The sequence below is a fragment of the Microbacterium sp. genome (assembly GCF_030149085.1).
In the GTDB taxonomy this organism is placed as follows: Bacteria; Actinomycetota; Actinomycetes; order Actinomycetales; family Microbacteriaceae; genus Microbacterium.
The window spans coordinates 1-3,624 of the sequence record NZ_JASBSF010000201.1; the positions used below are offsets into that span (position 1 = coordinate 1).

The following is a 3,624-nucleotide window of genomic DNA, read 5'->3' on the forward strand; positions in this document are numbered from 1 at the left end:
GGCGATCATGGAACTGCTGGATGCCGCGGCGCTGAGGGCCATCCACGAGTTACTGGGCCTTGCCGCGCCCACCCCCGGCGCGGCGCACGTCCCGATCCAGACCGATGGCGCCGCTGCAGCCGCGGATGCGGCGGCGATCACCGCTGTCCTGGAGGCAGCGGGAGGCACCGTCGCCCTCTCCACCGACCGCGAGGAGGGCGAGCGACTGCTCGCGATCCGCCGGTCGGTGCATCCCGCGATGGCGAGCCTGGGGACGACGCTCATCGAAGACGTTTCGGTTCCGCGGTCGCAGCTCGCGACGATGTTCGCGCGTATCGCCGACATCGAGCGCCGCTACGGTCTCGTAATCCCCACTGTCGCGCACGCTGGCGATGGAAACCTGCATCCGAACTTCATCTTCGACGGTCCCGATGTACCCGCCGAGATCTGGGAAGCCGCCGACGAACTGTTCCGCGCCGCGCTCGATCTCGGCGGAACCCTCACCGGCGAGCATGGGATCGGGGTGCTCAAGCGACGGTGGCTCGCTGACGAACTCGGCGATGACCAGTGGGAGCTGCAGCGCCAGATCGCGCGCGTCTTCGATCCGCAGGGGATCCTCAACCCCGGCAAGGTGTTCGCACCGTGAGTGACACCGTGACGGGCGTCGTGCGCGTGAGCGCTGCCGGTGCGCAGCGCTCGGCCTAGATACCCTGCCAGGCGGGCTTGTTCGCGTAGGCGTAGCGGTAGTACTCCGCGCGGGTGAGCTCGCTCGCGGCATCCTCGTCGACGACGACCGTGACGTGCGGGTGCAGTTGAATCGCCGAGCCCGGGACGGATGCCGACACCGGCCCCTCGACGGCTGCCGCGAGGGCTGCCGCCTTGGAACTCCCGAAGGCGAGGAGCACGAGGTGGCCTGCCTCGAGGATCGTGCCGAGCCCCTGCGTGATGCAGTGCATCGGCACCTCATCTGGCGAGGCGAAGAAGCGCGCATTGTCGGCCCGCGTCTGCTCGGTGAGCGTCTTGACGCGCGTGCGGGAAGCGAACGATGAGCCTGGTTCGTTGAAACCGATGTGACCGTCGGTGCCGATCCCCAGGATCTGCAGGGCAATGCCACCGGCATCCATGATCGCCGCCTCGTAGACCTCGCCGGCGTGCGCGACTCCGTCGAGGCGCCCATCGGGAACCCGGATGCCCGCCGGATTCAGCCCCAGCGGCTCGACCACCTCGCGCGTGATGACCGACCGGTAACTCTGGGGGTGCGCGGGATCGAGCCCCACGTACTCGTCGAGGGCGAAACCGCGAACCAGCGATACGTCAACACCGGCCAGGGCGGGGCGCAGCGCCTCATAGACGGGGAGTGGCGTCGACCCCGTCGCGAGACCGAGCACAAGATCGGGCGTCGCGCGGATGCGTCGAGCGATCTCGCTCGCAACCAGCTGCCCGCCCGCCTCGCGATTCGGGACGATGACTACTTCAGCCATGGGAAAGAACCTCTCTCTCGTCTGCAGCTTCAGCGCCGATGAGCGCCGCGCCGAGCGCCGCGGCGGGCGCACCGGCGGGAAGGATCTCAACGCGATCGACCAGCTGAAGCGATCGCAGGAACGCCGACTCGTGGGCACTCGACTCCAGCTGAGCGGCGACCTCTGCCTCCAGCCGAGTTCCCAGAGCCGTGATGCCGCCGCCGAGAACGACAGTGTCAACATCCGCCGTGAGCACGAGCACCCGGATGGCGGCAGCGACGCCCCTGGCGAGGTCGGTGCGCAGCCGCACGGCAGCCGCATCGCCCGCGTCTGCCGCGTCGAAAACGTCGCGAATCGGGAGTGATCCGGGCCTCCTCCATCGGGCCGAGACCGCCCCACCGCCGGCGAGCGCCTCGATGCACCCGCGTTGGCCACAGCGACAGACGGGGCCCGCCGGATCGATCGAGAGGTGTCCGATCTCTCCCGCTCCTCCCCTCGCGCCACGCCACAGCACACCGCCTGTCACAACGGCAGCGGCGATGCCCGTCCCGAGGTTGAGGTACCCCATCGACAGTGTTCCGCCACGCAGCGATGCTGCGCCGAGCGCTGCAGCCTTCACGTCATTCTCGACCCGCACGGGAACACCGAGTGCTGGAGCGACGGCGGCTGCAAGATCGAGAGTCTCGACACCGAGGTTGACGGCGTGCTCGACCCGCCCCGACCCCGGTTCGATCCGGCCGGGGATCCCGATCCCCACCGACCGGATGCCGGCCGTGCTGAGAGCGGGCTCGGCGCAGAGACGGGACACCGCGTCGAGGATCGTCTGCACGACAGCATCCGGCCCCCACCCCGTCGCCAGCCGCGTGCGCGCGACGATGGTGCCGTTCGGGGCGAGCGCGACGGCATCCGTCTTGGTTCCTCCGACATCGAGGCCGAGTCTCATCGCCCGCCTCCGATCCAGAGCGGGTGGGTGGTGCACATGGTCATCAGCCCTTGACCGCTCCGGCGACAAGTCCCCCGGTCATGCGGCGGTTCACGAGCAGGAAGAACACGATGACGGGGATGGCCATGATCGTGGAGGCAGCCATCACGACCGCCCAGTCTGTGGCTTTCGTTGCCTGCACGAAGGCGCGAAGCCAGATCGGGAGCGTGAGGGACTCGGGACGCGTCATGATCACCAGGGCGAAGACGAATTCGTTCCAGGCCTGGATGAACGCGAACACGCCGGTTGCGATCAGGCCCGGGGCAAGCAGCGGGAACGTGACTCGCCAGAACGCGCCAGCGCGGCTGCATCCGTCGATCATCGCTGCCTCTTCGAGTTCGACCGGCACCCCGCCGACGAACCCGCGCAGCGTCCAGATCGTGAACGGCAGGACGAAGGCGATGTAGACGAAGCTCAGACCGATGATCGTGTTGATGAGGTACCAGCCGTCGAGCATCCGGAACACCGAGATGATCATGGCTTCGGCAGGGATCATCTGGACGACCAGGATCGCGATGATGAACGACCGCCGACTGCGGAACCGGTAGCGCGAGACGGCGAGCGCCGCGAGGAAAGCGAACACCAGTGCCGCGACCAGGGTGATCGCCGTGACGGCAACGGAGTTGCCGAGCGCCGTCACCAGACCCTCATCGCCGAGGGCGGTCTGATAGTTCGACAGCGTGAACTGGTCGGGCCACCAGTGCGGCTCCGCCGAGCGCACGGCGGATGCCGGCAGGAGCGACGTGTTGACCATCCAGTAGACGGGGAAGACCGAGAACGCGATCACGACGAGGGCCGCGAGGTTCAGCAGGATGCGGGCGGAGCGCCGCCGGGGCCGGGCATTCATGACTGCTCCTCCTGTCGCAGCATCGTGCGAATCCAATAGCCGGAGATCAGGAGCAGGATCGCGACCAGGATCACCGAGATGGCGCCGCCGGCACCGAGATCACCGGAGGCCATCGAGACGCTGTAGATGTAGACGCCGATGGTGTTCGTGTCGGCGCGGACTCCGCCGATGGTCTGCAGGGCGTAGATCTGGGCGAACACGCGCAGGTCCCAGATGACCTGGAGGATCAGGAGCACGACGAGGATCGAGCGCAGGTACGGGAAGACGATGAGCCGGAAGCGCGAGAAGGCGCCCGCTCCGTCCAGCTGCGCGGCCTCGAGCACTTCGTCGGGCACCTGTCCGAGCCCGGCGTAGAC

The 3,624-nt window shown here is 68.1% G+C and carries 5 protein-coding genes; 1 reads left to right on the top strand and 4 read right to left on the bottom strand.

All coding sequences use genetic code 11. The features are described 5' to 3' along the window. A partial coding sequence (locus Q1V87_RS08030) for an FAD-linked oxidase C-terminal domain-containing protein (RefSeq protein WP_300591631.1) occupies window positions 1-625 on the top strand: 625 nt, incomplete at its 5' end. A 55-nt stretch (window positions 626-680) separates the two neighbouring features. Here Q1V87_RS08030 and Q1V87_RS08035 read toward each other — a convergent pair. From Q1V87_RS08035 to Q1V87_RS08050, 4 genes are all read right to left on the bottom strand, one after another. After that, the gene (locus Q1V87_RS08035) at window positions 681-1,460 is read right to left on the bottom strand and encodes a glucosamine-6-phosphate deaminase (RefSeq protein ID WP_300591632.1); all 780 of its coding nucleotides are present in this window, start codon (window positions 1,458-1,460) and stop codon (window positions 681-683) included. Next, window positions 1,453-2,382, bottom strand: coding sequence for an ROK family protein (locus Q1V87_RS08040; RefSeq protein ID WP_300591633.1), 930 nt, complete (start codon window positions 2,380-2,382; stop codon window positions 1,453-1,455). Before Q1V87_RS08040 ends, Q1V87_RS08035 begins: the two co-directional genes overlap by 8 nt. 43 nt (window positions 2,383-2,425) lie before the next feature. Continuing rightward, entirely contained in the window at window positions 2,426-3,268 is an 843-nt protein-coding gene (locus Q1V87_RS08045) for a carbohydrate ABC transporter permease (protein WP_300591634.1), read from the bottom strand. Then, window positions 3,265-3,624, bottom strand: a 360-nt coding sequence (locus Q1V87_RS08050) for a carbohydrate ABC transporter permease (protein ID WP_300591635.1), incomplete at its 5' end; no start/stop codon positions are given. The genes Q1V87_RS08050 and Q1V87_RS08045, both read right to left, overlap by 4 nt.

Bases quoted from the DNA above. Each gene is read 5' to 3' on its own strand.
- Q1V87_RS08045 (WP_300591634.1), bottom strand. From the start codon at position 3,268: ATGAATGCCCGGCCCCGGCGGCGCTCCGCCCGCATCCTGCTGAACCTC.
- Q1V87_RS08035 (WP_300591632.1), bottom strand. From the start codon at position 1,460: ATGGCTGAAGTAGTCATCGTCCCGAATCGCGAGGCGGGCGGGCAGCTG.
- Q1V87_RS08040 (WP_300591633.1), bottom strand. From the start codon at position 2,382: ATGAGACTCGGCCTCGATGTCGGAGGAACCAAGACGGATGCCGTCGCG.